This window comes from Thermobifida halotolerans (genome assembly GCF_003574835.2).
GTDB lineage: Bacteria > Actinomycetota > Actinomycetes > Streptosporangiales > Streptosporangiaceae > Thermobifida > Thermobifida halotolerans.
This window is the reverse complement of the sequence record NZ_CP063196.1, coordinates 4,781,741-4,808,374: the sequence shown is the minus strand read 5'-3', so window position 1 is coordinate 4,808,374 and position 26,634 is coordinate 4,781,741. Positions and strand designations below refer to the sequence as shown.

Genomic DNA, 26,634 nt, shown 5'->3' with positions numbered 1-26,634 from the left:
CTACTGCTCGCCCTGCTTGTTGTCGGTGGTGTTCTCTTCGGGTTCGCCCGACGTTTCGGCCGTCTCGGACGCCTGAGCCGCCCCGGTGGTCCCGGACGCCTCCGCGGAGGCGTCCGCCTCCTCCTCGGCGGGTCCGGCCACGACCACGCGGGCCGGGCGGACCACCCGCTCACCCATGAGGTACCCCGGCTGGAACACCTCGATGACGGTCGGGACGGTCACATCGGGCGAGGGCACCATGGTCAGGGCCTCGTGGACGGTCGGGTCGAACTCGTCGCCCTTCTCCGCGTACTTCTTCAGCCCCAGCCGGGAGACCAGGGCCTCCAGCGCCTCGCCCACCGACTTGAAGCCGCCGACCAGTTCGTCGTGTGCGCGGGCCCGGCCGATGTCGTCCAGGATCGGCAGCAGTTCACCGAGAACCTGGGAGAGCGCCTGCTCGCGCACGGCCACCCGGTCGCGCTCGACCCGCTTGCGGTAGTTGACGTACTCGGCCTGCAACCGCTTGAGGTCGCTGGTGCGCTCCTCGACCTCCTGCCGCAGCCTGGCCAGCTCCGCGTCGTCCACGGTCGCGGTGGTCTCCGCCGCGGCGGACCCGGCCTCCCGCGCCTCGGAGGCCGGAGAGGACGACTCGGCCGTCCCCTCCGGGGCGCGCGGTTCGCCGGTCTCGGGGTCGATGCGCCGGTTGTCGCGGATCACCGGCCCCTCCTGCTCGTTGCCGTGCTCGTTCTCCGGCACCGCCATTAGCTACGCCTCCTCATCCAGCGTCCGGTCTCAGGCGTTGCCTTCGCGCTTGTTCTCCTCGTCGACGATCTCGGCGTCCACGACCTCGCTGTCGTCAGCGCTCTGGCCGTCGGAGGCGCCGGTGTCGGCGGTCGTCTGCTGCCCCTGGCTGTAGATCGCGGAGCCGATCTTCTGGCTGGCCATGGCGACCTTCTCGCTGGCGCTGCGGATGGCCTCGATGTCGGTGCCCTCCAGGGCCTTCTTCAGGTCGCCGACCGCCTCCTGGGTCTCGCTCTTGACGTCGGCGGGGATCTTGTCCTCGTTGTCGGCGATGACCTTCTCGGTCTGGTAGACCAGCGACTCGGCGTTGTTGCGGATCTCGGCTTCCTCGCGGCGCTTGCGGTCCTGCTCGGCGTACTCCTCCGCCTCGCGGACCATCTTCTCGATGTCCTCCTTGGGCAGGGCGGACCCGCCGGAGATGGTCACCGACTGCTCCTTGCCGGTGCCGAGGTCCTTGGCGGTGACGTTGACGATGCCGTTGGCGTCGATGTCGAAGGTGACCTCGATCTGCGGCACGCCGCGCGGCGCCGGGGGCAGGCCGGTGAGGTCGAACACACCCAGCTTCTTGTTGTACTGGGCGATCTCGCGCTCACCCTGGTAGACCTGGATCTGCACCGACGGCTGGTTGTCCTCGGCCGTGGTGAAGATCTCCGAGCGCTTGGTCGGGATGGCCGTGTTGCGCTCGATGAGCTTGGTGAACACGCCGCCCTTGGTCTCGATGCCCAGCGACAGCGGGGTCACGTCGAGCAGCAGCACGTCCTTGACGTCGCCCTTGAGCACCCCCGCCTGCAGCGCCGCGCCGACCGCGACGACCTCGTCGGGGTTGACGCCCTTGTTGGGCTCCTTGCCGCCGGTCAGCTCGCGGACCAGGTCGACCACGGCGGGCATACGGGTCGAGCCGCCCACCAGCACCACGTGGTCGATCTTGCTCACGTCGATTCCGGCGTCCCGGATGACCTGGTGGAACGGCGCCTTGGTGCGCTCCAGCAGGTCGGCGGTCAGCCGCTGGAACTCCGCCCGGGTGAGCTTCTCGTCCAGGTGCAGCGGCCCCTCGGAGGAGGCGGTGATGTAGGGCAGGTTGATCGAGGTCTCGCTGGAGCTGGACAGCTCGATCTTGGCCTTCTCGGCGGCCTCGCGCAGCCGCTGCAGCGCCATCTTGTCCTTGGACAGGTCGACACCGTTGCTGTTCTTGAACCGCTCGACCAGCCAGTTCACGATGGCCTGGTCCCAGTCGTCACCACCGAGGTGGTTGTCGCCGTGGGTGGCCTTGACCTCGACCACGCCGTCGCCGACGTCCAGCAGGGAGACGTCGAAGGTACCGCCACCGAGGTCGAAGACCAGGATGGTGGCCTCGTCCTCCTTCTCCAGGTGGTAGGCGAGCGCGGCGGAGGTGGGCTCGTTGATGATGCGCAGGACGTTGAGGCCGGCGATCCGGCCCGCGTCCTTGGTGGCCTGCCGCTCGGCGTCGCTGAAGTAGGCCGGGACGGTGATGACCGCGTCGGTGACCTCCTCACCGAGGTAGGCCTCGGCGTCCCTCTTCAGCTTCTGCAGCACGAAGGCGCTGATCTGCTGCGGGTTGAAGGTCTTGCCGTCGATCTCGGTCTTCCAGTCGGTGCCCATGTGGCGCTTGACCGAGCGGATGGTCCGCTCGACGTTGGTGACCGCCTGGCGCTTGGCCACCTCACCGACGAGCACCTCGCCGTTCTTCGCGAAGGCCACGACGGACGGGGTGGTCCGGGCGCCCTCGGCGTTGGCGATGACCGTTGGCTCGCCGCCTTCCAGGACCGCGACGACCGAGTTCGTTGTTCCCAGGTCGATGCCGACCGCACGTGCCATGAGTGCTTCCTCCGTCAAGGTTGAGTCTTACCAACGCAATATTGCTTCGAGAGAGACTCACTGTCAAATCAGTTGAGCCGACTCGACTCAAGTTACGCTCGCACTCGGATCAACGCGGAAGCCACCACGGTTGTTCCCGACGGGCGCCGGTCTCCCATCGCGGACTCCCGGATTCAGGGACATCCGGGGGAAAGCCTTGACCCCCCTCCCGGGGAACCCCCGGACGGTACGACCGGGGTCGCGCCCCGCCCCTCGGACCGGCTACCCACCTGAAGAGGCCGCATACCCTCTTCACTAACCTTGACAACCAGCCATCCCGCCCAGTCGGTCAAGGGACGGGGCCGGCGGAGCGTTGACCCGTCGGGCATTACTCGCTAGTAACATTGAGTGGACCCCTGGTGTGCGGCACACCAGGACACGACATCACGTTGGGAGGCCGCGGGCGATGCTCTACCTGATACTGGGGATCATCACGACCGCCTTCGCCGTGGTCGGAGTCGCCGTGTGGGCCTATGGCATACGCCGGATGGTCCGCACCCTGGGCGTCGGCCGTCCGGTGGAAGCCGCTCGGAAGGCAGACTTCGGGCGGCGCATCACGAACACGCTGATCGAGACCCTCGGGCACACACGCATGCTCAAGTGGCGCTGGATCGGCATCGCCCACTGGTTCATCATGGTGTCGTTCCCGGCACTGGTGTTCACGGTGGCCGAGGCGCACGGCGAGGTGTGGAACCCCCACTTCCACCTGCCGATCATCCACGACTGGACGATCTACGGCCTGTTCATCGAGGTCATCGCCGCCGCGAGCCTCGCGGGCATCCTCGGTCTGACGCTCTACCGCCAACTCCGGGGGCCGCGCGCCCTGGGCCGCAGGTCCAAGTTCGCCAACTCCCGGCACTGGACGGCCTACTACGTCGAGGCCTACATCATCGCCCTGCTGGTCTCGATCTTCGTGATCCGCGGCATCAAGGTCGCCATGGACGACTTCCCGTTCCCGGTGTGGGCGACCCCGGTCTCGCACGCGCTCGGCGCGGTGCTTCCGGCCAGCGAGCCCGCCCTGGCGCTCGTCGCGGCCTTCAAGCTGATCATCTCCTGGCTGTTCTTCATCGCCATCGGCGTGTACCTGACCATGGGCGTGGCCTGGCACCGCTTCACCGCGCCGGTCAACATCTACTTCAAGCGCAACGTCGACGGCTCGGTCGCGCTCGGCCCGGCCAAGCAGATGCTCAACAGGGACGGCGAACCGCTGGACTTCGAGGAGGCCGACCCCGACGAGGACCCGTTCGGCGTCGGCAGGGTCGAGGAGTTCACCTGGAAGGGCCTGCTCGACTTCTCCACCTGCACCGAGTGCGGTCGCTGCCAGTCGCAGTGCCCGGCCTGGAACACCGGCAAGCCGCTGTCCCCGAAGAAGCTGGTCATGGACCTGCGGGACCACGCCTACGCCAAGGCCCCGTACCTGATGCAGGGCATCAACGAGGAGACTCCCGACATCCACGACGACGTGCTGGCCCTGCTCAGCCGCCCGCTGGTGGGCACCGAGGAGGAGAACGGCGTCATCCACCCCGACGTCCTGTGGTCGTGCACCAACTGCGGCGCCTGCGTCGAGCAGTGCCCGGTGGACATCGAGCACGTCGACCACATCCTCGACATGCGCCGCTACCAGGTCATGATCGAGTCCAGCTTCCCCTCCGAGGCCAACACCCTCCTCAAGAACCTCGAGAACAAGGGCAACCCGTGGGGCATGAGCGAGTCCAAGCGCACGGACTGGATCTCCGAGGTCGACTTCGAGGTCCCCGTCGTCGAGGACAGGCTGCCCGAGGGCACCGAGTACCTGTTCTGGGTGGGCTGCGCGGGCGCGCTGGAGGACCGCGCGAAGAAGACCACGAAGGCCGTCGCGGAACTGCTGCACATCGCGGGCGTCAAGTACGCGGTGCTGGGCTCCATGGAGGCCTGCACCGGTGACTCGGCGCGCCGCCTGGGCATGGAGTTCGTCTTCCAGATGCTCGCCCAGCAGAACATCGAGACGCTCAACGAGGTCGGCGCGACCAAGATCGTCGTGACCTGCCCGCACTGCTTCAACACCATCGGCAACGAGTACCCGGACCTCGGCGGCGACTACGAGGTGGTGCACCACACCAAGCTGCTCGCCCAACTGGTCAAGGAGGGCCGCCTCGCGCCGATCGAGCGGGTGGACAAGAACGTCACCTACCACGACCCGTGCTTCCTGGGCCGCCACAACAAGGTCTACGAGCCGCCGCGTGAGCTGATCACCGGCGTGCCCGGCGTGAACAAGACCGAGATGCCGCGCAACCGGGAGCGCAGCTTCTGCTGCGGCGCGGGCGGCGCGCGCATGTGGATGGAGGAGCGCATCGGCAAGCGCATCAACACCGAGCGTGTCGAGGAGGCGCTGTCCACCAAGCCGGACCTGATCGCCACCGGCTGCCCGTTCTGCCAGGTCATGGTGAGCGACGCGGTCAACGAGAAGAAGTCCAAGCAGGAGGCGGACGAGTCCGTGGAGGTCATGGACGTCGCCCAACTCCTGCTGAGGTCGGCCAAGCAGGACAACCAGCAGGAGCCGCAGGCCAGGGAGACGGTCTGACCGGCTGACCCGCTGTTCTCCGGCACAACCGGGCGAGGGCCGTGGCGCCCGGGGTCACCCGCCCCGGAGGCCGCGGCCCTCCCCTCTGCCGCGCGGCCCCGCCGCCACGGCGGTCAGGGGTGCTGTCCGTCGGCCGCGCGGCGGAACCACTCCTCCGCGCGCTCCGTGTCCCCGAGTTTCCGGTAGTGGTGGCCGAGATGGGTCATCGCGTCGACGTTGCCCGCCTCGGCGGCCCGCCGCAGCCACCTCTCCGCCTCTCCGGTGTCTCCGGCCCCGTAGAGGAGGAGGCCCAGATTGGCCATGGCGGCGACGTGACCCGCCTCGGCCGCCCTGCGGAACCAGACCCGGGCCTCGGCGATCTGCCCGGTCCGGCCGAAGAGGAAGCCGAGGTTGTTCATCGCCCCGACGTGGCCCCGGTTGACGGCCCTGCGGTACCACGCCTCCGCCCGCCCCGTGTTCCCCGTCTCCTCGTAGAGGAAGCCGAGGTTGTTCATCGCCCCGACATGCCCCGACTCGGCGGCCCTGCGCCACCACGCCGTCGCCTCGACCGTGTCTCCCGCCGAGTAGCGGAGGAAGCCGAGGTTGGCCATCGCCAGGGTCTCCCCTCCACCGGCGGCCCGCCGGTACCAGGTCTCCGCCTGGTCGAGGCGGTTGAGGATCTCCAGCCCCCGGCCGATCACCAACTGCGCACGGGCGGCCAGCGGATGCTCCTCTCCCAGGTGGGCCTCGATGTCGGAGAGCGTCGCGTGGGCCAGCGCCAGTGCCCGCTCCGGTTCCTCGGCGCTGTTGTGCGTGTGGGCCAGCAGCACCCGGGCGTGCAGCACGTCCTCGTGGTGCTCCCCGAACGCCGCCGCCAACTCCGGGATCAACGCCTCGACGGCGCCGACCGCACCGGGGTAGTCCTCGTCGTCGATCAGCTCGTGCGCCCGGGCCAACCGGTCTGCAAACTCCACGTTCCCTCTCCTTCGGGCGCGTCAAGCCACCGTGCTTCCGCTCCCATCGGGCTCCGAACGTCGATTGTGCCCCGGTGACGACACGGTCATCCTCTGCGGTCCGTTCAGATCGACAGCTCGGAGGTTCCACGGCGGGCGGAACGCGTGCAGGACACGCGGAGACGGGGAGGGTTCGCGGGCTCGGGCGGGAGCAGGCCCAGCACCCGGTCGAGCTCTTCGGGGGTGAGCGGGGCGTCGGCGTCGCTCACGGCCGCCAGGACGTCGGTGTACAGGTCGATCTCGGCCAGCGCCACGGCGTCATGAAGGCGTGAACAGGGGTCGGCGTCCACCTGTGCCACCTCCGATCCGCGCCTTGCCCAGGGGAGGCCCCATCGGTCCGGAACACGCCGGGGAGGCCCTCCGCCAGTGTCCCGACCAAGGTTACGCGGCAGTAGCCATCCGGGGCATGACCCATAGGGACCATTTTTCAGCCGCCCGGAGAGCTAGTTCTTCAATGCCACGGATTCCCGTCATTTCAGCGGTCATCCGGACTAGCGCAATCCTCCTTTCATCCCCGTCCGCTACAGAACGAGAAGAAATGAGGAAACCCCAAAAAACAGTTGTGACCTGCGCTTATATCCTGGCGCACCGGACCCCGGACGAGGATTCCTCCGCACCGGGACCCCGTCCCGGCACAACCCTCCCGACCGCAGGAGTGGTTTAGACCACTGCGATGCGGCATGCCGGTTCTCCGGTCCTTTTGTACACCTCTCGGCATACCGCCGAAGAAGCCGCCACCCACCCGGCGTCCGGCACGCCGCTCCGCCCGACGAACGACCGACACCGCAGGACAGGCGGGCACCGCGGAGGGAAACCGCCGCCACGGGCCGCCGGGCCCCGCGGGCGCGGCGCCGACTCCGCGCCGCCCGGAGCACGCCGCCCCCTTCGCCGCCTCCCCTCCCCGATATTAACCGGCGCGGACATTTTCTTTACCATTGTGCCCCCACATGACGGGTAGGATATCCAGGAATAGGAATTATAAATTACGCCCGGAAACCCGACGGACCGACAGGCCCGTGGCGGCGAATGCCCTGAAAAGCGGCCGGCACGCCGCCGGAAACCCGTTGACCGCACGGCCGAGCCGACTCAGTACCCACGTCGCGTACACGCGACCACGGAAGAAGAGGGAGAGCGAAATATGGCGATCACCGTACCTGTCGTCGCTCCCGAGTTCAAAGTCCACAGAATCAGGATCCCCGTCCCCGGCATGCCGAAGGTGAACAAGGAGGAGGTCTCCACGGCCGGGCGCACCGCCGCCGACTACCTGCCGCCGAAGGACCAGTTCGCCTACTACGCGGGACTGGGTGCCCTGGCCGCGTTCGGCGTCATCGAGTGGCCGGTGGCCGCGGCGATCGGCGTCGGCACGGCGATCGCCAGGCGCCCCCAGCAGACCGACGAGCACGGGCCGCCTTTCGGCGGACGCTCCGAGGAGAAAACCGAGGGCAAATCGGAGGTCGAGAAGACCGAGTCCACGGAATCCTCCGACAGGGAAAAGTCGCAGACCGAGGCGGCCCCGGAGGCCCAGGCCGAGAAAGCGGAGAACAGGAAGGGCCGGGGCAGGAAGTCCTGAGATTCGAGCACGGGCTGCGACCGGCGTGTTTTCGGCCGCAGCCTTTTTATGGACAGCCACAGTCACGCTACGGAATGGTTATGTCACTGAAGGACCTGCTCGGGACTGCCGCCCGCCTCGCCAAGTCCCTTCCCGGCATCGCGGACTCCCGCCGCACCCGCCGCGCTCCGGACCACACCGACATCCGGGTCAGGGGCGTCCACCTGCCCGGAACAGAGCGCATGGCGCGCGGCCTGGAGAACCGGCTGTCCCGGATCGGTGGCGTGCACCGCGCGGAGGTCAACGCGGTCCTCGGCCGGGTCAGGGTGTTCCACGAGGAGAAGGTGCCGACCGACGACCTCCTCGACGCCGTCGAGGAGGTGGAACGCAAGCACGGCCACGAGAGGACGGAGTTCGCCCCCGTCCCGCATCCCGGCGACGAGCGGACCGTGCTGCGCGAGGCCGCGCTCGTGGGCGCCGACATCGCGGGCTTCGGAGTCGCCTTCCTCGGCAGGGCGCTGCGCGCCACACCGCTCCCGCCCGCGGTGACCCCCTCACTGGTCCTCAGCGGAATGACCCCCCGCATCCGCGGCGAACTGGAACGGAGGATCGGTCGACGCACCACCGAGTTCCTCTTCTCCACAGGGGTCACCCTCTCCCACGCCCTCACCCAGGAACCCACCGGTCTGGCGATCGACGCGCTGCACCGACTGGGCCGTCTGGCGGAGAGCAGGGCCCACAAACAGGCGTGGGACCGCCACGGCGCCGACTTCCTCTCCGCGCCGGGCGCCTTCCGCGCAGAACCCGTCACGGCCGGAGCACGCCCGGTCCCGCTACCGCCGGGACCGGTCGAACAGGCCGTCCGCCTGGCGCCGTTCACCTTCGCGGCCTTCGGCGCCACCTACGCGATCACGCGGAACCTGCACCGCGCCGAAGGGGTCCTGGTCTCCGGCATCCCGAGGGCGGCGACCCTGGGCCGCGACGCGTTCGCCAGTCGGTTCGGCCGGGCCGCGGCGTCCCGGGGCGTTCTCGTCCGCGACACCGAGGTCCTCCGCCGCCTCGACCGCGTCGACCTGACCGTTCTCGACGCCTCCGTGCTGACCACCGGCGCACTGGCGATCGACGAGGTCGTTCCGGTGTCGGACGCGGTCACCGCCGAGGAGGCCCACCGCCGCGCACACGCACTGATCGACCTGGACCGGATCGACCGACGCCACGAGCGGAACGGCTGGACGGCGGCCAGGACGAGCCTGTCGCAGGTCCCACGGGAGTCCAGGGAGTGGGCGCGGGCGTGCCGAGACCGGGGAGCCCGACTCCTCGCTCTCTCCCGGGGAGAGGAGGTCGTCGCACTGGTCTCGGTGCTGCCGGAACTCGATCCGCTCGCCGAAGCCCTCGTCGACGCCGCACGGAAGACCGGTCCGGTCGTGGTCGCCGGTGTACGCAGCCGCCTCGGCGAACGACTACGGGTCGACCGGACCGTTCCGGGCGGCACGTCCCTGGCGGCGTCGGTGCGCGCGCTCCAGGAGGAGGGGCACGGGGTCGCTCTCGTCAGCGCCCGGGAGCAGGCGGCGCTGGCGGCGGCGGACGTGGGCATCGGGATCACGGGGCGGACCGCCCATCCCGCCTGGGCCGCCCATCTGCTGTGCGGTCCCGGCCTCGACGGAGCCTGTTCGGTCATCGACGCGATGCGGACCGCTCGGCGGATGAGTGAGATCGGTGTGCGTATCGCCGGAATGGGGGCGACGGCCGGCGTGCTGCTCACCGCCGCCGGTCCCGCGGCGGGAGCGGGCCGGAGGGCCTCCATGGCGGTCAACACGGCGGTCCTGTTCGCGATGGCCCGGGGCACCTGGGCCGGACTGGAGGCGGCACGGCGCCCCGACCCGGTGCCGCAGGAGCGCGTCCCCTGGCACGCCTGGCCGGTCGAGGCGGTGCTCTCCCGGCTGAGATCCTCGATGTCGGGGCTGAGCGAGGAGGAGGCCGCTCAGCGCCGCCCCGCCGAGACCGACGACGAACGGGCCGCAAGTCCCGGTTTCGGTCAGCTCATGATGGAGGAACTGGACAACCCGCTGACGCCCGCGCTGGCGGTGGGGGCGGGCCTCTCGGCCGCCGTGGGCTCCGCTGTCGACGCGGCGCTCATCGGCACGGTGCTCGGGGTGAACGCGGTCGTCTCCGGCGCCCAGCGGATCGGCGCGGACCGGGCTCTGCGCAGGCTCGTCGACCTGAGCGCGGTGCGGACCGCGGTACGGCGCCCGGGAAGCTCCGACCCGGTCGCGGAGACCGCCGAACGTCTGGTGCCGGGCGACGTCATCGCGCTCACGGCGGGAGACTCCGTCCCGGCCGACTGCCGCCTGCTGCTGGCCGAGGGGGTGGAGGTCGACGAGTCCAGCCTGACCGGCGAGTCGCAGCCCGTCGCCAAGAGCGCCGCGCCGAGCGCGGCCCGAGCGGTCGCCGACCGGCACTCCATGCTGTACGAGGGCACGGTCATCGCCGCGGGCGACGCCGTCGCGGTCGTGGTCGCCACCGGCGAACGCACCGAGATCGGCCGGGCCATGCGCCCGGAGGCGCAGGAGGCGCCCAGAGGAGGTGTGGAGGCCCGGCTCCGGAAGCTCACCAACATCACCCTGCCCATCTCGCTGGGGGCGGGGGTCGTGCTCATGGCGGCGCAACTGCTGCGCGGGCGGAGCCTGGCGCAGGCGCTGGGCCCCGCGGTGGCGCTCACGGTGGGCGCCGTGCCGGAAGGACTGCCCTTCCTCGCCACAGCGGCCCAACTCGCCACCGCGCGACGGCTCTCCCACCACGGCGCGCTCGTCCGCGATCCGACGACCATCGAACCGCTCGGACGGGTCGACGTGCTCTGCTTCGACAAGACCGGAACCCTGACCGAGGGGCGGCTGCGACTGCGACTGGTCTCCGACGGTGTCGAGTCCGCTCCTGTCGGCAAGCGTGTGAAGCTCTCGGCGAAGATGCGTCCCATCGTCGCCGGGGCGCTGCGGGCCAATCCCGAACACGACGGGGGCGGGCGACTGGCGCACCCCACCGACCGGGCGATCGCGCGCGGCGCGAGGTGGCTGGACATGGACACCGGCGAGGGAGTGGGGGCCTGGGAGCGCGTCGACGAACTGCCCTTCGAACCCGGCCGCGGCTACCACGCGGTGCTCGGCAGAACGCCGGAGGGGCAGATGATCGCCGTGAAGGGCGCTCCGGAGATCGTCCTGGAGCGCTGCGACACCTGGACGGAGTCCGGTACGTCCACGGCCTTCGACAGACGTGCCCGGACCACGGTGGAGCACGAGGTGGAGCGGTTGGCCAGGCAGGGCTACCGGGTGCTGGCCGTGGCGGAGCGCACCGCCTCCGACCGGCGCGACCTGGAGGACGAGCGCATCAGGGGACTGCGCTTCCTCGGCCTGGTCGGGATCGCCGACCCGATCCGCTCCACCGCGGCCGAGGCGGTGGCCAGGCTGGGGTCGGCGGGCGTCAAGGTCGTCATGGTCACGGGCGACCATCCCAGTACCGCGGAGGCCGTCGCGGCGGAGCTCGGCCTGTTGAACGGCAGGACCATGACGGGGTCGGAACTGGCGGAGCTCTCCGACGAGGCGTTGACCGGGCTGGTCTCCGAAGTCTCGGTGTTCGCCAGGGTCAGCCCGGACCAGAAGGCCCGGATCGTCCGGGCGCTGCGGGAGGACGGGCGTGTGGTCGCCGTCACCGGCGACGGTGCGAACGACGCCCCGGCCATCCGGCTGGCCGACGTGGGGATCGCGTTGGGCAGTCGGGCCACGCCCGCGGCACGGGAGGCGGCCGCCGTGGTGGTCACCGACAACCGGATCGAGACCATCGCCCACGCCATCGCCGACAGCCGGGCCATGTGGAAGTCGACGCGCAACGCCCTCGCCGTGCTTCTCGGCGGCAACCTGGGCGAGATCGCCTTCACGGTCGGCGCGGGCCTGCTCGGCGGTGCGAGTCCGCTCAACGTGCGCCAACTGCTCCTGGTGAACCTGCTCACCGACATGCTGCCGTCGATCGCCCTGGCCATGCGGCGACCGCACGGGGTGAGCCAGGAGGAACTACTCAACGAGGGACCGGAGCAGTCGCTGGGGGCGGCGCTCAACCGCGACATCGCCGTGCGCTCGGCCACCACCGCCTCCGCCGCGCTGGCCACCTGGCTGCTGAGCAGGGCCGGCGGCATCGGTGGGCAGGCCAACACGGCCGCGCTCGTCGCTCTGGTGGGCGCCCAACTCGCCCAGACCATCACGGCCGGCGGTCGGGACCCGGTGGTGCTCGCCTCGGGACTCGCCTCCTTCGCCGTGCTCGGCGCCATCGTGCAACTGCCGGGGATCAGTCGCTTCTTCGGCTGCCAGCCGCTGGCGTGGTACGGCTGGCTCGTCGGGCTCGGCGCGTCCGCGGGGTTCGCCGTCGTCGCGGCGCTGTTCACCCGGCGTCTGCGCAGCTCAGAGGAGAAACCTGGTGGTCAGGGATGATTCATCTGGATGACAGCGTCCGTCACACCTACCGGACTTCGCGATCGGTTATAAAAGGTGCGTACTTCCCCAAGTCACCAAAGGATCGTCTGTGTCCGACTTCCTCTCGACACTGCTCGCCAAGACCCTGGCCATGCTCGTCGAAGCGCTCGTCGCCCAGATCGCCACCCTGGCGGTGCGTTTCGTGCGCGACCGGTGGTTCCCGGTCTCCGGCCCGGTCGCGGCCTGACCCTCGCACCCTCGTCGACTTCCCCGTCCACGGGACCGCGGACGCGGTCCCGTGGACGGCGCGTCCGCCGTCCCGGCGGCCGCGATCCCGGAGCGCTCCGCCGGGCGGGCCCTAGCGCCACTCGACTCCGCGGTGCTGGTCGGCGTAGTCCGTGTACCGCTCGGATGTGCCCACCAGGTTCTCCCGCTCGGCGTCGGTCAGTTCCCGGATCACCCTGCCGGGCACTCCCGCCCACAGTGTTCCCGCGGGCACCCGCTTACCCGGCGGCACGAGTGCGCCCGCCGCCACAAGAGCTCCGCTCTCCACCGTCGCGCGCCCCAGCACGACGGCGTTGATACCGACCAGCGCGCCGTCCTCCACCACCGCGCCGTGGACCATCGCCTTGTGGCCGAGACTGACCCCGTCGCCCAGGACCGCGGGTTCGCCGGGGTCCGCGTGCAGGCAGCACAGGTCCTGGATGTTGCAGCGTTCCCCCACGACGACGTCCTCGGTGTCGGCTCTCAGCACCGACCCGTACCAGACACTGCTGCGGGCGCCGATCCGGACCCGCCCCACCACCACCGCTCCTGGCGCGATCCAGGCCTCGGGGTGGATCACCGGCTCACCGAACGCGGCCGAACCGATGCGCGGGACTCCGCCGCTGCCGGACATGCGACCTCCTCGCGAATGGGAACCGCGTGCGGACAGCGGAAATGACCGATACCGTCCATGCACGGGCGCAATCGCCCATACTTTAGTAGGGCGGATCCCGGTCGGCTCTGACAGGGTTGCCGCACGCGCCGCCGTGGAGCCGCCGAGGCCGGCCCGAGTGCGTCGTCGCCGGGGCACACCGCAGTCGGCCACCCGGTCACGGCCCGCACACAATCCGTTTCCTCTCGCACCCAGCATTCCCCTGTTGAAGACTAGGAATCCCACACCTCGCGTTTGAGGTGTTATGGGAACGATAGGCAGAGAGTAAAGACCCGTCCCGCCCGAATCACTGTCGACCCGGTTACCAAGGACATGAACGAACACACCTCAGAAATACTCCCGAACCTGCTGCGCGAAGACGCCTTCCCGACGGTCCGCAAGGGCGGATACGACAAGCGTCAGGTCGACGACTTCGTCGTCCGCAACCACAACCAACTCCGTGACCTGCAGGAGCGTCTGGCTCGCGCCCACGACGAACTGGAGCAGTTGCGCCACGAACTCGCCGACGCCAAGGCCAAGGCCGCGGTCAAGCCGGAGCACGAGCAGATCAGCGAGCGCCTGGCCAACATCCTGCGGATCGCCGAGGAAGAGGCCGCGGACAAGCGCGCCCAGGTCGACAAGGAGGTCGACGACATCCGGGCCAAGGCCGAGGAGGAGGCCAAGGCCAAGGTCAAGAGCGCGCAGGAGCAGGCCGAGCGGATCGTCAACGGCGCCCGCGACGAGGCCAAGGAGCATCTCACCTCCGCCAAGAAGGAGGCCGAGCAGTTGCGCGACCAGGCCGCCAAGGAGGCGGAGCGCAAGCTGAGCGAGGCCGAGACCCGCGCGAACAAGATCCACGACACCGCCGACCGGCGTCTGAAGCGGCTGACCGCGACGCACGGGGAGGCGCTGCGCCGCCTCAACGACATGCGCGACACGCTCGCCGAACTGCTCCAGGCCGAGGCCAAGGCCGGTGTGCTGGACGCCGGGCTCAAGCGGTCCGACTTCGAGGGCAAGTCGGAGGCCAAGTCCACCACCTCGACCGACTCCGCGGACAAACCGCAGCCCGCTGCCGCCGACAAGCCGCAGCCCGCCAAGCCGACCGCCCCCTCCTCAGCCCAGTCCGAGGCCGCCAAGCCCGCTCCGACTCCCAGGCCCGCCGACCGGCAGACCTCGTCCGACAACGAGGCCACCGCCCGGCTGGCTCCGGCCGACAACGAGGCCACGGTGAACCTGAAGCCCGAGGAGCAGCCGAAGCCCGGCCCGGTGTCGCAGCCGGTACGTCCGCTCCCGGGGCGCCCCCACGGTTTCCGCTACTCGGGTCCGGCTCCCGATGACGAGACCACGGCCCCCGTCCCCCCCTCGTCCCCGGACCTCACCGGGGTCTACCGGCACCCCGGAGCCGCGGGTTCCGACAACGGAAGCAAGGACCCCAGCGCTTCGTGACACGCACCGACCGCGGAACGAGGGGGCGGGACCGGCACGGTCCCGCCCCCTCGTCGTCCGGGCTCACAGGTAGCGGCGGAATCCCTCGGCGGACGTGGTGAATCCCATCGCCAGGCAGAACTCCCGGGCGCTGCCCTGGCTCTCGTGGGCGAGCAGTTCGATCTTGTAGCAGCCGGCCAGCACGGCGCGGTTCACCGCGTCGTCCATCAACGCCCGGCCGATCCCGGTCCGCCGGTAGGCCGCGTCCACCACCACGTTGTCGATCACCGCCCACGGTTGGGCGTCGTGGGTGAGGTTGGCGATCACGATCAGGTCGAGAGTCCCGATGATCTGTCCTCGCCGCTCGGCGACCAGCACGGTGCGCTCGGGGTCGTTCTCGATGCGGGTCCAGGCCCGGACGGTGGCCGAGGACATGCGAACGGTGCCGCTCTGCGTGGGGGCAGCCTCCCCGAGGTCGCGCAGGAGCCGCAGGATCGCGCCGAGGTCAGACCGGATGGCCGCACGGATAATCATGGCTTTCGGAATCGTAGCCCACAGCGGTCGCAAGACGGACGATGCCCCACATCAGCCCCATACTCGCGGCGGCGGCGCGCCCCGTCGGCGGCCCAGCCGGGGTTCGCCGCCCGAAGCTCCCCGGGCAGTGCCGTGGAACAGCCACGGAGCCGCCGCAGGTGACCGGACCCGACCGGAGAAATGCGGCAATCTGGTCGAATTCCCGGAGCAACTCTTCGCCATTGTCCCCCGTCGTCCTCTTGGCGTGGTATCCGAATTCCCGGCCAAATCGGTTTTCCACGGGTCAAGGAGGAGCCAATAAATCACAGGAGCCGCTTTTTCCACGGCGACACCATCGACGCTCTCTCCGGTGTTTCGGTAACAGATTCGGATCAGTTCTCCGACACCCCCATTCATGGGACCACCCGATGTCTGAATCCTCCGCGTCGCCCCTCGACGATGTGACCGAAGTCGCAAGCTGGCAGGGCTTTCTCCGATAACGGACGAACCGGTTGCGGACACCTGAAGACGCATGTTCCGGCCACTGCGCCGCACCTCGGCACGCCACTCCCCGGGGTTCCGATTCACTCCCGCCGAAGCACCGCGCAAGAAGGATTCGCAGCGACACGCCGACCCGGTTTTTATATCCGAAACCCCAGCGGCCTTGTGTTTCCGTGGGCAGCGTCATCCCCTTCCGCAAGACGAACGCGTCCTTTGTCCAAAAATCGAGGGAAGACACCATGTTCTGCAGCGAGGGTTTCGGTCGGTCGCAGAGAGACAACACCCCGCGCCTCATCGGCCGGGCCGCCACGACCTTCTCGGCGTTGGCACTGGCCGCCACGGTCAGCGTCGCGACCGCGACTCCGGTCACGGGTGCCGCGCACCGCGCGGACCCGGGAGCGGAGTCCGCCCAGGAGGAGCAGCACGTTCGGGGCAACCGGAACGGAGACAGGGGCAGCAGCACCGCGGAGGAGGCGCTGCGGCACGCCGAGAGCAGGATCGGCGCCCCCTACCGCTGGGGAGCCGCCGGACCGAACGCCTTCGACTGTTCCGGGCTCGTGCAGTGGTCCTACAGACAGGCCGGGGTGACGCTGAAACGCACCACCCGCGGCCAGGTCACCCAGGGCCAGCCGGTGTCCCGCTCCGACCTGCGCCCTGGTGACCTGGTCTTCTTCTACTCCGGCCCGAGTCACGTGGGCATCTACGTCGGGGGCGACAAGATGATCCACTCGCCCAACAGCGGCAAGCGCGTCCAGATCGTGCCCATGGCCCACCACTACGACCGCAACTTCCACTCCGCGCGCAGGGTCGCCTGAGCCGCCACGGAACCCCCGTCGGTCTCCGTCCCGAGCGCGTGCCGAGTCGCCCGGAGCGGATTCCCGACGGGCTCCCCCGCTGCCGCGCCCGCCCCGGCGCCCCCACCCGGAACGGGCCGGGAACGCTAGTGTGGCGGGCGCGGCAGTGCGGAGGGTGGTGGCGCGATGGCCGGAACCGGCTTGTACGACGTGATCTGTATCGGCGAGACCATGGGGCAGCTCTCTCCCGCCTCGGCGGTTCCACTGGTCGAACGGCCCGCGCTCCTGCCGCGGATCGGCGGTGCGGAGTCCAACGTGGCCTGCGGCCTCGCCGGGCTGGGCCACCGGGTCGCCTGGATGAGCCGGATCGGCGACGACCCCTTCGGACGGATCATCCTCCGGACCCTGTCCGGATACGGGGTGGACGTGGCGCTGGTGGAGGTCGACCCGGAGCGGCCCACCGGCCTCTACCTCAAGGACCCCTCTCCCGAGGGCACCTCGGTCTACTACTACCGCAGGGGTTCGGCCGCCTCCGCGATCGGTCCGGAGCTGGCCCGGTCCCCCGAACTGGGCGGCGCGCGGCTGCTGCACCTGTCCGGGATCACACCGGCGCTGTCGTCCGGTTGTGCCGAGTTCACCCGCCGCCTGCTCACCGACCGCGCCCCCGGGCGACCGATCCTCTCCTTCGACGTCAACCACCGCCCCGCGCTGTGGTCCGCGGAGCGGGCGGCGCGTCCTCTGCTGGAGTCGGCCCGCGCGGCCGACCTGGTCTTCGTCGGCCGGGACGAGGCCGAACGGCTGTGGCACACCGCCACCGCCGACGAGGTGCGCGCTCTGCTGCCCGCGGTCGGCCGCCTCGTGGTCAAGGACGCCGACGTCGGCGCGACCTGCTACTCGGGGGACAGCCGGGTGTTCGTGCCCGCTCCCCGGGTGGAGGTGGTCGAACCGGTCGGGGCGGGTGACGCCTTCGCCTCGGGCTTCCTCTCCGGGCTGCTGGACGGCCGCTCCACCGAGCAGTGCCTGCGCCTGGGGCACGTCATGGCCGCCGCCACCCTGCTCAGCGTCGCCGACCTGGCCCCCTTCCCGCCGCGTGCCGCCCGCGAGCGCCTGCTCGCCCTGTCCGACGCGGAGTGGGCGGCCCTGCGCGTTCCCGACGCCTCGCTGTTTCCCCTCGACCCGACCGCCCCTCTCTTCTCCGGAGCGTGACCCGATGTCCGTGGACCTCACCGAGCTCTTCTCCGGTCAGCGGATCATGGCGATCCTGCGCGGCATGTCCGAACACACCACCGTCGAACTGGCCAACCGCGCCTGGGACCTGGGAATGGACCTGGTCGAGGTCCCCATCCAGTCCTCTGCCGCGCTCCCGGCGCTGCGCGCGGCGGTGGCCGCGGGACGCGAACGCGGCCGCCCCGTGGGCGCGGGGACGGTGACGACCCCCGCCCGGGTGGTCCAGGCCGCCGAGGCGGGAGCCGCGTTCACCGTGGCCCCCGGTTTCGACGGCGAGGTCCTGGCCGCCTCCCTCGCAGCGGGTATGCCGCACCTGCCGGGCGTGGCGACCCCCAGCGAGATCCAGCGGGCGCTGCGCCACGGCGTCACGTGGTTGAAGGCGTTCCCCGCCAGCGTGCTGGGCCCCGACTGGTTCACCGCCATGCGCGGCCCCTTTCCCGAGGTGAACCTGGTGGCGACCGGCGGGGTCTCGGCCCACGACGCCGCGGACTACCTGACGGCGGGCGCCCGGGCGGTGGCCGTCGGCTCGGCCCTGGCGGACCCGTCCCAGTGGGAGAAACTCACCGAGATCATCGGTGGTTGACTTTCCCGTGAGCGGAAAACCACCACCCCGGGCAACAAAACGGTCAGCAGGCGGAAGACCGCCTCATTAACCGCGTCCGTGACGAATGGCTCGTTCGGGAGAATGCTCCAGCGCGTCCTCGACCCGGATCGACCCCGCCCGGACCGGGATGTCGAATTCGACTCCGCCGCGGTCCGAGCGCAGGATCAGGATCGGGTGGCAGGCCGCTCCCGCGTACAGGGAGTAGCCGGTGTCCGCGTCGGCCTCCACCGCCACGATTCCGCCCTGGTCGCGCACCAGGCGGTGGGGCGTCGCCGCCTCGATCACCTGACGGTGGCCCGACTCGTAGTGGACCGTCACCGGAGCCCCCGAGCGACGGGCGGCGATGTCCGACGCCCTGGCGATGGTGGCGGCCATGGCGGCGAGATAGTGCGGGCGGATCGGCACGGTCGGTTTTCCACTTCACGGAGGAGCGATTTCCCACTCAATGGTCATCGACCGGGTACCCTGTGTAAACAAAAGACACACGGACGGCGTGTCACCGTTTCCACCTCGGCTCACATTTGCGACACCGGGGAAGCAAGCACACTATTGCCGGAATCTCATGTTTCGAGCTTGTTAAATTCCTGTTGATATGAGCGTAACTTGCTTATCTTTGGGGATGTGCTTCCTGTAGAACAGCAACGGTTACGGATCGGTACCCGCATCTCCCCCACCGCCCGGGTCCACGCCCTCCAAGTGCGTGACCTGCTGGCCAAAGCCCTTCCCGAAGTCTCGATGGAGATCATCCCCGTCGAGACCGCGGCCGAGCGTCGTGTCGGCGGGTTCGCCTCGCTGCACGGGCGCACCGCCGCCAAACGGGAACTCGACCGACGGCTGCTCTCCGGCCAGATCGACCTCGCGGTGCACTGGATGAAGGAGGTCCCCAGCGACTCCACCGTCCCCGAGGGAATCACCTTCGGCGCCTACATCCGCCGCGAGGACATCCACGACGTGGTGGTCTTCCGGGCCGGTTCCCCGTACCGGTCGCTCGCGGAACTCCCCGAAGGCGCCGCCGTGGGCGTTCCTTCGGTCCACCGCTGCGGGCAACTCCTGCGCCACCGCCCCGACCTGCACGTCCTCACCACCCACGGCGACGCCGACAGTCAGATCGACACGCTCGACGCCCAGGACGAGTACGAGGCGGTGGTCGTGGCCCGCTCCGAGATCGCCCGTCCCCACCCGCCGGACGACCGGGCCGTGCAGACCCTCGACCTGGAGGTGATGTGCCCGCCGGTCGGCGCCGCGGCGATCGGGGTGGCCTGCCGGATCGACGACGTCCCCCTCGCCGATCTGCTCTACACGATCGACGACCCGGTCACCCGGTCCCACATCACCGCCGAACGCACCCTGCAACACGGGCTGAAGGCGCACTACGACAGCCCCATCGCCGGTCACTGCCGGTCCCTTCCCGACGGGAAGCTCTCCCTGCGCGGAATGGTGTTCACCCGCGACGGCAAGCACATGATCGAGGTGTGCGAGCAGGACGCCCCCAACCGGCCGACCCGGTTGGGCACCCGCGTCGCCGCCGCGCTGCTCAGCCGCGGCGTGGGCGCGCTCATCGGGAACTGAGCGCACCGCGGTCGGGCCCGCACCCCGACCGCGGGAACCTTTCCTCCGTCCCGCGCGTCTGTTCCGACAGATCCGTCCGGAGGCGAGGGAGGTGCCATGGCGCTCGTCCTCTTCGCCGTCCAGGCGCTCCTGTTCGGGATGGACGGCACCCCGTTCGACGCGGGTCCTCTCACCGTGCTGGCGGTGCTGGCCGTCGGCGCGGCTCTGTTCTGGTTCGTCGTCCCCGGTCACCGCCTCCGGCCGTCCACCGAGACCGAACCCGGGGCTCGACGCGGCGCGATGCGCCTACGGCAGCAGCGCGTCGGCGTCGTCGTCTCCACAGCCCCCAACGTGCCCGGAAAACCCCGGCCACGGGCACCCGGCGCGGCCGTCCCGGCCGCGTGACCGCACGCCCCCTCGTCCCCGCGTTCGGAACGGGGTGCTCGCCGCTGCCTCGCGCGGCCTTTCGCCGATCACCGATCCTCGTGACGAAAGGCCCCCATGTACACGTTCGGTCCGTCCGCCGCGGTCCTCAACGCCGCGCACACCCTCACCATCACCGTCAGTGACGCACTTCTTCCGGTCCTCGGCCCGGCGTCCGCCGCCGCGGCGATCGTCTGCCTCACCCTCGGCGTCCGTCTGCTCCTGCTTCCGCTCAGCTGTCTCCAGATACGCGGGGAGAAGATCCGCGCCCGTCTCGCTCCGCGCCTGACAGCGCTCCGGGAACAGCACGGCCACAACCCCGAACGGCTGCTGACCGAAACCCGGAAGCTCTACGCCGGGGAGGGCACGTCACCGCTTGCCGGATGCCTGCCCGCGCTCGCGCAGATGCCGGTGTTCGTCGTTCTCTACGGCCTGTTCACCGCTCCGGACATCGACGGCACGGCCAACGCGCTGCTGGCCCTTCCGTTGGCGGGGGTGCCGCTGGGCTCGACCCTGCCGCAGGCCCTCACGGGCGGGGCCGCCGCGCCGGTCCTGGTCTTCCTGGCGCTGCTCGCGCTGCTCGCGGCCGTCGCCTGGGCCAGTCGGCGGTGGCTGACCCTGCCCGCCCTCGCCCAGCAGGCCCCTGAAGGACAGCGGGTGCCGGGCATGGGCGTCCTCACCTACCTGCCCTACACGACGGTGCTGGTCGCCGCCGTCGCTCCGCTGGCGGCCGGGATCTACCTGGTCGCGTCCACGTCGTGGACGGTGCTGGAACGCCTCGTCCTGCGCCGGATCGTCCGGGTCGACTGAGCGGGCGGGACGCGGGCACGGGGCTCTCCCGGGGAGCGGATGCGGACAAGGTCATACGGGATCCCCGACCGGGGGAGCGTGCTGTACGTGGAGACACGGGGCGCGGGCATGGCGACCGACGACGCCGAGCGGGTGAGCGACCACACGCGGCTGTCCGGCGACCTGCTCGGGGTCGCGCTGCCTCCGGCGGCCTCCCGGAAGCTGATCGCGCAGATCCGAGGAGAGTTCCCCTGACCGCTCAGCACTTGAACGGGCACAGGTCCAGCTACAGCGATGACACCGACGGCGAATGCGTCGAGGCGGCCGAGACGCCTGGTGCGGTGCTGGTGCGGGAGAGCTCGGGCCACCTGGACTTCGCTCCGGGGGCGTGGTCCGCCTTCCTCGCGGACCTGAAGGCCGAGCGCCTGTAAGCAGTGATGATGACCGTGACGCGAGAGGGCCATAATCGCGGTTCACAGGCCCCGTCCGTCAAGATCACCAGTGTTCGGGGCGGTCGGTTGCCCGCTGACGGTTCTCCGTGTCCAGCAGCCACGGCGGCGGGGACCACGGCCCCGGGACGTCAGAGAACCACAGCCCGGCAACCGCGACCGTCACACGGTCGCGGGCCGGGCCGGGGTGCGGCGTGCGCCGCGAACTCTCCGTCCGTGGAGGCGCGGATGGATCGGCGCCGGGGCGCCTCTCCACTCCGCCGCCGACCCGGGGTGGAGCGCGTCTGGGCATTCTCTGGAATGCCCTGCCCCCTGCTTCCCGGTGTTGTCCTGAGGGTGGTCCGGTAACCACCGATGCTCTTGACGCGAGAAGGCCGAAACCGCAGGCCATGGCCGCATCGGTCAAGACCGTCGGTGTTCGGGGTGGGCGGGGCGCGGAGTCGGTCCGCTCCGTGCCCCTCGGTCAGCCGTTGCGCTTTTGGACCACCCCCCAGATGGCGGTCGCCACAAAAAGCACGGCACCGATGACGAACAGCCAGAACAGTCCTTCGATGACCAGTCCGAGAATGGACAGCACCAGCCAGATCGCCAGCAGGGCCAGAACAAGGTTCAGCATCGCGTCCTCCGAAGGGTGTCACGACGGGGGCGGTTCACTCTGGGGGCCACTACCCTCCGGGGCCGCACTATGCGGCGTCCGCCGCCGCGGGGTCGCCGGGTCGGCCCCGTTCGTTCCCGTCGGCTCCTCCTCTGCCGGGGAGACAACGAACCGGAAGTCACCGTGGTAGGCGCGCGCACCGGTGACCACCGCCTCCGATATCGCCTCCCGGGCCTTGCGCGTGCGCGCGACCAGCGGATCGCGGGCCAGGTCCCGCAGCAGTGCCACGCACAGCAGCAGCGTCACGACCAACCACGGAGCCGACACCAGGATGGTGAGGTTCTGCAGCCCCTGGATGGCGGTGCCGCTCCCCTCGCCGACGAGCAGCATGATCGCGGCGACCGCGGCGATCAGCAGACCCCACAGCAGTGTCATGGGCCGCCGCGGCTCGCTCGCCCCCCGCTGGGAGAGGGTGCCCATGATGATGGACGCCGTGTCCGCGCCGGTGATGAAGAAGATCGCGACCAGCGCCGCGACCAGGATGCTCACCGCGGTACTCCAGGGGAAGTACCCCAGCGTCCCGTACAACTGCTCCTCCAGTCCGCCGGCCTGGGCCAGGCCGGTCCCCGACGCCTGCAGGTCGATGGCGGTGCCGCCGAGGACAACAAACCAGACCAGGCTGACCAGGCTCGGCGCCAGGACGACCCCGGCCACGAACTCCCGGATGGTGCGGCCACGACTGATCTTGGCGATGAACAGGCCGACGAACGGCGCCCAGGAGATCCACCAGGCCCAGTAGAAGACCGTCCACGTCCGGAGCCACTCGGCGGTGCCCGCGGCCCCGACGGTGCCCTCGGTGCGTCCGGCCATGCTGAAGAGGTTCTGGAAGTAGTCGCCCAACGCCCCCGGGACCAGGTTCAGCAGGTAGACGGTCGGCCCCACCACGAGCAGGAAGACCAGCAGCAGCGCCGCCATGACTATGTTGGTGTTGGACAGCCACTTGATGCCCCTGGAGATCCCCGAGACCGCCGACAGCAGGAAACAGGCCATCAACGCCACGATGATGCCGATGAGCAGACCTGTGGTGACCGTCTGCACCCAGCCGAGGATCTGGAAACCGCCCGCGATCTGCAGCGTGCCCAGCCCCAGGGACGTGGCCGTGCCGAACAGGGTGGCGAGGATGGCGACCACGTCGATGACCCTGCCGAGCGGCCCGTTGGCGGCCCTCTCCCCGATCAGCGGGGTGAACGCCGCGCTGATCAACTGGCTGCGTCCCCTGCGGTAGGTGCCGTAGGCGATGGCCAGGCCGATCACCGCGTAGATCGACCACGGGTGCAGCGTCCAGTGGAACAGCGTGGTGGACAGCGCGGTCAGGGCGCGCTCGGTCTCGTCGCCCTCGGTTCCCGGCGGGGGAATGACGTAGTGGGTCAGCGGTTCGGCCACCCCGTAGAACATCATCCCGATGCCCATTCCGCTGGCGAACAGCATCGCGATCCAGGAGAACGTGCCGTACTCGGGGGGTTCGCCCTCCCGCCCCAGGGTGATGCCTCCGTACCTGCTGAGCGCCAGCCACACCGCGAGCACCACGAACGCCGAGGCGGCGAGCACGAACACCCATCCGCCGTAGCGCATCAGGTCGGTGAGCAGGGCGGCGGCGACGGCGCCCAGGGTGTCGCTGGCGACCACGCCCCAGGCGACGAAGACCACGGTGAGCAGTCCCGCGACGGTGAAGACGAACCAGTCGGTCCGCGGTCTGGTCTCGGCTCCGGAGGTCTGCGGCGGTTCCCACAGCAGTTCCCGGGCCGTGGCTGTCGTGGTGTCGGCTGTGCTGCCGGCCGCGGTCGCGGCCGGTCGGGGTTGTCTTTTCACGGCGAACCGGTGCGCGTGCGCACCAGCCTCCTTCGTTGGAGAACACAGGGGCGGAAACTACGCGCCCCTGCTTCCCCCGCTGTCGGCCCCCCATGCACCCACGGTCGGATCCGCCGGGGTCACACCGGGTCCGATGACGGCTCCTCGACCGGGATCAGCGGCCAGGAGCGGTTGATCCGCGCGTCGGCCCGCCCCTTCCTGCGCAGGAACTCCTCGAAGGAGGCGGCCTGTTCGGCCGCCGCGCGCACCTGGAGCACGTGGAGGTCGGCGGGGGTCATGGCGGCCAGACGCGGGACGGTGCGGCCGATGCTGCGGGCCACCGCCGCGGCCGCCGCCGCGTCCGCGCCCGCCTCGTGCGCTCCGCCGTGGCGCACCCGGTAGTGGGCGCACAGCGCCTCCAGGTTGCGCTTGCCCCGGCGGTAGCGGTCGACGTGCTTGTCCAGCACCAGGGGATCGATGACCGGGGCCACCGCGCCGAGCCGCTCCGACAGTGGAACGACGCCGTGGCGGCGGCACTCGCGGTCGAGGATGGTGAGGTCGAAGGGGGCGTTCATGATGACCAGCGGGGTTCCCGCGGTCAGGATGCGTTCCAGGACGTCGGTGATCGCGGCCACCGCGACGGCGGCGGGCTGGCCTTCGGCGACGGCCTTCTCGGTGCTGATGCCGTGGATCGCGGCCGCCGCGGTGGGGATCTCGGTTCCGGGGTCGACCAGCCAGGTCCACCGGGCGCTGAGGATGTCGTCAGCGGCCGTCTCGATGACCGCGGCGGTCACGACGCGGTCGTGTTCGAGGTCGACACCGGTCGTCTCCAGGTCGAAGGCGGCCAGGGGGCACAGGTGCCAACCGGGCGCGGTCGCGCTGTTGTCCGTCATGCCGTGACTCTACTGGTCAGTGGTGACAAAAACGCCTGTTCACAACCCCGGCCCCGAGATGCCGTGCATACCGCGGCGGTGACTCGGGGATATTCCTGGGGCGTATGGGACAACGAGTGTCAGGGAGAGTCATGGACGTCAGTCTCGAAGAAGCATCGCGCCAACTGGAACAGGCCATCCACGACGCCCGGGTGTCGTTCGACTGCATCGCGCTCGGCGACCTGGACCGCGCGCACACCAACGCCATCACCGCCAGGGCCGGGCTGGACGCCGCCGAGAACGCCATCCGCGCGGCCCTCGACGCCCGGACCGCCGAGGAGTCCGCCGAGGAACCGGCCGAGGACGCGGCCCCCTGATCAGGAGCGTCCAGGCGGACGGCCCCGACCTCCCAGCACCGGTTCCAGGCCCTCCTCGGGTCGAAGCCACCCCGGAACGTTCTCCCCGGCCTCCCGGCACCGGCCACCAGGCCGGTGCCGGGAAACCAGGGGGAGAGTCGCCGGGCGGCCCCGGAGCCTCCCGGGATCACCCCCAGGCCAGGGCCAGCTCCTCGGGGTCCTCCAGGACCGCGCCGATGTCGCGCAGGACCTTCGAGCCCAGTTCACCGTCGACCAGGCGGTGGTCGAAGGCCAGCGACAGCGTGGTCACCTTGCGGACCCTGATCCTGCCCCTGTGCACCCACGGCATGTCGCGGATCTGGCCGAACGCCAGGATCGCGGCCTCCCCCGGGTTGAGGATGGGAGTTCCCCCGTCGACACCGAAGACACCGACGTTGGTGATCGTGATGGTGCCGCCGCTCAGGTCCGCCGGTGCGGTCCTGCCCGCCCTCGCGGTCTCGGTGAGGTCGGTCAGCGCCCGCGCCAGTTCCGGCAGCGGCAACCGGTCGGCGTCCTTGATGTTCGGCACGACCAGACCGCGCTCGGTGGCCGCCGCGATCCCCAGGTTCACGTAGCGTTTGACCACGATCTCCTGGTTCGCCTCGTCCCAGGACGCGTTGATCCGCGGGTGGCGGCGCACCGCCATGAGCAGCGCCCGAGCCACCAGCAGCAGCGGGGAGACCTTCACTCCCGCGAACTCCGGGCGCTCCCGCAGCCTGCCCACGGCCTTCACCGTCCTGGTGACGTCCACCTGCAGGAACTCGGTCACGTGCGGCGCGGTGAACGCGCTGTCGACCATCGCCGTCGCCATGTGCCTCAGCACCCCCCTGACGGGGACGCGCTCCTCCCGCGCGGCGCGGTCGACGACGGCCGGGGCCGCCGGCTGTCCGGCGGTCTCCGGGGCGGGACGGGGCTCCGCCGGGGTGCGCGGCAGGCTCTGCTCCGCGTGCCGCCGCACGTCCTCACGGGTGACGATCCCGTCCGGTCCGCTGGGGGCCACGGCGCGCAGGTCCACGCCGAGGTCCTTGGCGAGTTTGCGTACCGGCGGCTTGGCCAGCACCACCGTCCGCGTCCCGGTTCCCCGCCCGGGGGAGGCGGGGCGGGGCGGTGCGGCCGGTCCGGTCCGCCTGCGCGCACGGCGCCGGGTGGCTCCGCCCTTCACGCCGTAGCCGACGAGCACCGGCTCGCGCCTGTCCTCCTCGGACCGGGCGGGAACCCGCGCCTCCCGCGGCTCCTCCGCGGGCGGCTGCGGCGTCCCGTCCGCACCGCCGGTGTCCACCGCGATGATCGGGGAGCCCACCTCGACCGTGGTCCCGACCTCCGCCAGCAGCTCGACCACCCGTCCCGTGAACGGGCTGGGCAGCTCCACCGCGGCCTTGGCCGTCTCGATCTCGCAGATGATCTGGTTGACCCGGATCTCGTCGCCCGGCTGGACGTTCCACGACAGGATCTCGGCCTCGGTCAGGCCCTCCCCGACGTCGGGCAGCGCGAACCGTTGTATCCCCTGTTGAGTCATGCCCCA

The 26,634-nt window shown here is 70.4% G+C and carries 24 protein-coding genes and 1 pseudogene; 14 read left to right on the top strand and 11 right to left on the bottom strand.

Annotation, left to right across the window (positions count from 1 at the left end; genetic code table 11):
* Nucleotides 1-741 (bottom strand): nucleotide exchange factor GrpE, encoded by a 741-nt coding sequence (gene grpE / locus NI17_RS21525; protein WP_068690039.1) that lies wholly within the window; start codon nucleotides 739-741, stop codon nucleotides 1-3.
* Between the two features lie 30 nt (nucleotides 742-771).
* A complete protein-coding gene (dnaK, locus tag NI17_RS21520) occupies nucleotides 772-2,616 on the bottom strand; it encodes a molecular chaperone DnaK (RefSeq protein ID WP_068690037.1) in 1,845 nt (614 codons plus the stop codon).
* A 445-nt stretch (nucleotides 2,617-3,061) separates the two neighbouring features.
* Between dnaK and NI17_RS21515 the strand changes: the two genes are divergently transcribed.
* Nucleotides 3,062-5,215 (top strand): (Fe-S)-binding protein, encoded by a 2,154-nt coding sequence (locus tag NI17_RS21515; protein WP_068690035.1) that lies wholly within the window; start codon nucleotides 3,062-3,064, stop codon nucleotides 5,213-5,215.
* Between the two features lie 113 nt (nucleotides 5,216-5,328).
* On the opposite strand, the gene NI17_RS21510 is transcribed toward NI17_RS21515, so the two are convergent.
* Both NI17_RS21510 and NI17_RS21505 read right to left on the bottom strand, forming a co-directional pair.
* Nucleotides 5,329-6,168 (bottom strand): tetratricopeptide repeat protein, encoded by an 840-nt coding sequence (locus tag NI17_RS21510; protein ID WP_147416977.1) that lies wholly within the window; start codon nucleotides 6,166-6,168, stop codon nucleotides 5,329-5,331.
* 104 nt (nucleotides 6,169-6,272) lie between these two features.
* Nucleotides 6,273-6,497 (bottom strand): hypothetical protein, encoded by a 225-nt coding sequence (locus NI17_RS21505; RefSeq protein WP_068690031.1) that lies wholly within the window; start codon nucleotides 6,495-6,497, stop codon nucleotides 6,273-6,275.
* Between the two features lie 848 nt (nucleotides 6,498-7,345).
* Here NI17_RS21505 and NI17_RS21500 point away from each other — a divergent pair.
* From NI17_RS21500 to NI17_RS21490, 3 genes are all read left to right on the top strand, one after another.
* Nucleotides 7,346-7,777 (top strand): hypothetical protein, encoded by a 432-nt coding sequence (locus NI17_RS21500; RefSeq protein WP_068690029.1) that lies wholly within the window; start codon nucleotides 7,346-7,348, stop codon nucleotides 7,775-7,777.
* A gap of 80 nt (nucleotides 7,778-7,857) precedes the next feature.
* Nucleotides 7,858-12,231, top strand: coding sequence for an HAD-IC family P-type ATPase (locus tag NI17_RS21495; protein ID WP_119268088.1), 4,374 nt, complete (start codon nucleotides 7,858-7,860; stop codon nucleotides 12,229-12,231).
* A gap of 91 nt (nucleotides 12,232-12,322) precedes the next feature.
* A complete protein-coding gene (locus NI17_RS21490) occupies nucleotides 12,323-12,460 on the top strand; it encodes a hypothetical protein (RefSeq protein WP_157129713.1) in 138 nt (45 codons plus the stop codon).
* A gap of 111 nt (nucleotides 12,461-12,571) precedes the next feature.
* Here the strand turns inward: NI17_RS21490 and NI17_RS21485 are convergent, their stop codons facing one another.
* The gene (locus tag NI17_RS21485) at nucleotides 12,572-13,111 is read right to left on the bottom strand and encodes a gamma carbonic anhydrase family protein (RefSeq protein ID WP_068690018.1); all 540 of its coding nucleotides are present in this window, start codon (nucleotides 13,109-13,111) and stop codon (nucleotides 12,572-12,574) included.
* Nucleotides 13,112-13,462: 351 nt separating this feature from the next.
* Here NI17_RS21485 and NI17_RS21480 point away from each other — a divergent pair, with 351 nt between their 5' ends.
* Complete coding sequence (locus NI17_RS21480; protein ID WP_084012515.1) at nucleotides 13,463-14,575, top strand: hypothetical protein; 1,113 nt, start codon at nucleotides 13,463-13,465, stop codon at nucleotides 14,573-14,575.
* A gap of 63 nt (nucleotides 14,576-14,638) precedes the next feature.
* On the opposite strand, the gene NI17_RS21475 is transcribed toward NI17_RS21480, so the two are convergent.
* Nucleotides 14,639-15,088 (bottom strand): GNAT family N-acetyltransferase, encoded by a 450-nt coding sequence (locus NI17_RS21475; RefSeq protein ID WP_068690016.1) that lies wholly within the window; start codon nucleotides 15,086-15,088, stop codon nucleotides 14,639-14,641.
* A gap of 719 nt (nucleotides 15,089-15,807) precedes the next feature.
* Between NI17_RS21475 and NI17_RS21470 the strand changes: the two genes are divergently transcribed.
* The 3 genes from NI17_RS21470 to NI17_RS21460 all read left to right on the top strand — a co-directional run bounded on the left by NI17_RS21470 (nucleotide 15,808) and on the right by NI17_RS21460 (nucleotide 18,172).
* Complete coding sequence (locus tag NI17_RS21470) at nucleotides 15,808-16,383, top strand: C40 family peptidase (RefSeq protein ID WP_084012514.1); 576 nt, start codon at nucleotides 15,808-15,810, stop codon at nucleotides 16,381-16,383.
* 165 nt (nucleotides 16,384-16,548) lie between these two features.
* Nucleotides 16,549-17,568 carry a sugar kinase gene (locus NI17_RS21465; protein WP_068690013.1) on the top strand — a complete coding sequence of 340 codons (1,020 nt, stop codon included), beginning with the start codon at nucleotides 16,549-16,551 and terminating at the stop codon, nucleotides 17,566-17,568.
* A 4-nt stretch (nucleotides 17,569-17,572) separates the two neighbouring features.
* Nucleotides 17,573-18,172 (top strand): bifunctional 4-hydroxy-2-oxoglutarate aldolase/2-dehydro-3-deoxy-phosphogluconate aldolase, encoded by a 600-nt coding sequence (locus NI17_RS21460; protein WP_068690011.1) that lies wholly within the window; start codon nucleotides 17,573-17,575, stop codon nucleotides 18,170-18,172.
* Nucleotides 18,173-18,238: 66 nt separating this feature from the next.
* Here NI17_RS21460 and NI17_RS21455 read toward each other — a convergent pair whose 3' ends face one another.
* Entirely contained in the window at nucleotides 18,239-18,598 is a 360-nt protein-coding gene (locus NI17_RS21455; protein ID WP_068690009.1) for a hypothetical protein, read from the bottom strand.
* 216 nt (nucleotides 18,599-18,814) lie between these two features.
* Here NI17_RS21455 and hemC point away from each other — a divergent pair, with 216 nt between their 5' ends.
* The 5 genes and pseudogenes from hemC to NI17_RS21430 all read left to right on the top strand — a co-directional run bounded on the left by hemC (nucleotide 18,815) and on the right by NI17_RS21430 (nucleotide 21,384).
* Nucleotides 18,815-19,762: a hydroxymethylbilane synthase gene (gene hemC / locus NI17_RS21450; protein ID WP_068690007.1), complete on the top strand. Its 948-nt coding sequence runs from the start codon at nucleotides 18,815-18,817 to the stop codon at nucleotides 19,760-19,762.
* Nucleotides 19,763-19,858: 96 nt separating this feature from the next.
* Complete coding sequence (locus NI17_RS21445; RefSeq protein ID WP_068690005.1) at nucleotides 19,859-20,146, top strand: DUF6412 domain-containing protein; 288 nt, start codon at nucleotides 19,859-19,861, stop codon at nucleotides 20,144-20,146.
* Between the two features lie 96 nt (nucleotides 20,147-20,242).
* Complete coding sequence (gene yidC / locus NI17_RS21440) at nucleotides 20,243-20,974, top strand: membrane protein insertase YidC (RefSeq protein ID WP_068690002.1); 732 nt, start codon at nucleotides 20,243-20,245, stop codon at nucleotides 20,972-20,974.
* Nucleotides 20,975-21,001: 27 nt separating this feature from the next.
* A pseudogene (locus NI17_RS21435) lies at nucleotides 21,002-21,208 on the top strand (Scr1 family TA system antitoxin-like transcriptional regulator); the annotation flags it as partial.
* An 11-nt stretch (nucleotides 21,209-21,219) separates the two neighbouring features.
* Nucleotides 21,220-21,384, top strand: a complete 165-nt coding sequence (locus NI17_RS21430) for a DUF397 domain-containing protein (RefSeq protein ID WP_234401806.1) — start codon at nucleotides 21,220-21,222, stop codon at nucleotides 21,382-21,384.
* Nucleotides 21,385-21,865: 481 nt separating this feature from the next.
* Here the strand turns inward: NI17_RS21430 and NI17_RS21425 are convergent, their stop codons facing one another.
* The 3 genes from NI17_RS21425 to NI17_RS21415 all read right to left on the bottom strand — a co-directional run bounded on the left by NI17_RS21425 (nucleotide 21,866) and on the right by NI17_RS21415 (nucleotide 24,738).
* On the bottom strand, nucleotides 21,866-22,018 hold the full coding sequence (locus NI17_RS21425) for a DUF4175 domain-containing protein (RefSeq protein ID WP_147416976.1): 153 nt from the start codon (nucleotides 22,016-22,018) through the stop codon (nucleotides 21,866-21,868).
* 18 nt (nucleotides 22,019-22,036) lie between these two features.
* Nucleotides 22,037-23,866, bottom strand: coding sequence for a BCCT family transporter (locus NI17_RS21420; RefSeq protein ID WP_068690001.1), 1,830 nt, complete (start codon nucleotides 23,864-23,866; stop codon nucleotides 22,037-22,039).
* Nucleotides 23,867-23,985: 119 nt separating this feature from the next.
* Nucleotides 23,986-24,738, bottom strand: coding sequence for an exonuclease domain-containing protein (locus NI17_RS21415; RefSeq protein WP_068689999.1), 753 nt, complete (start codon nucleotides 24,736-24,738; stop codon nucleotides 23,986-23,988).
* A gap of 131 nt (nucleotides 24,739-24,869) precedes the next feature.
* Here NI17_RS21415 and NI17_RS21410 point away from each other — a divergent pair, with 131 nt between their 5' ends.
* The gene (locus NI17_RS21410) at nucleotides 24,870-25,094 is read left to right on the top strand and encodes a hypothetical protein (RefSeq protein WP_068689997.1); all 225 of its coding nucleotides are present in this window, start codon (nucleotides 24,870-24,872) and stop codon (nucleotides 25,092-25,094) included.
* Nucleotides 25,095-25,260: 166 nt separating this feature from the next.
* Here the strand turns inward: NI17_RS21410 and NI17_RS21405 are convergent, their stop codons facing one another.
* On the bottom strand, nucleotides 25,261-26,628 hold the full coding sequence (locus NI17_RS21405; RefSeq protein ID WP_068689995.1) for a dihydrolipoamide acetyltransferase family protein: 1,368 nt from the start codon (nucleotides 26,626-26,628) through the stop codon (nucleotides 25,261-25,263).
* Nucleotides 26,629-26,634: the final 6 nt, after the last annotated feature.